1 protein-coding gene is annotated in these 623 nt (G+C 47.0%); it reads left to right on the forward strand.

What is annotated here, in order from left to right:
* Window positions 1-514: 514 nt before the first annotated feature.
* Window positions 515-623 (forward strand): ParA family protein (locus tag IG168_RS21040; RefSeq protein WP_193166462.1); only part of this gene is annotated, 109 nt, incomplete at its 3' end.

Below are 623 nucleotides of genomic sequence, written 5' to 3' on the forward strand. Positions count from 1 at the left end.
GTATATCGCTCACAAAACCTGCAAAATAAGGCATTTGTGTCAATGTGGTAAGAGTGACGTAACCTTCTAACAACTTTTATAACATCTTAATTCGACAAGCCGGGCGCGCGGCTGTGGAAAAACCATTTTAACGGTAAACATACGTGAATAATAATGTGGCACGTCAATAATGAAGCGCGCTCTCGAGAATGGATCACTCGTTCTATGCGTAGGCCATTCGTGGCACTCTCCCCTCCCCCGGGTTAGCTTCGTTCTTTTTTTCCATGCGGAAGTACATCAGACGCTGGCAGTTGTGCGTTCTGATCTGAATTGCGGGTGCTAGCAAATCATATGATGTTAAATTCTATGATGGTGGATGACATCATTGTATTTGCGCCCATGGCATCTTTTATGATAGTAGATGACATCATCGCATTCGTAATGATCGCAACCGCGATGATATCGTAATCTATCAGTGCGTTTGCAGTGATATCATATGCTAGCATAGCTTCCGCCAACGAACCGGAGCCTAATGATGACCGTATTGTCTTGTGCCTCGCCAAAGGGTGGTGCTGGGAAAACGACAACCTCTCTCACGCTGGCGGGCGAACTGGCCCACGCCGGAGCAACGGTCTCATTGCTTG

The sequence above is a fragment of the Microbulbifer hainanensis genome, from assembly GCF_014904735.1.
Taxonomy (GTDB): Bacteria; Pseudomonadota; Gammaproteobacteria; order Pseudomonadales; family Cellvibrionaceae; genus Microbulbifer; species Microbulbifer hainanensis.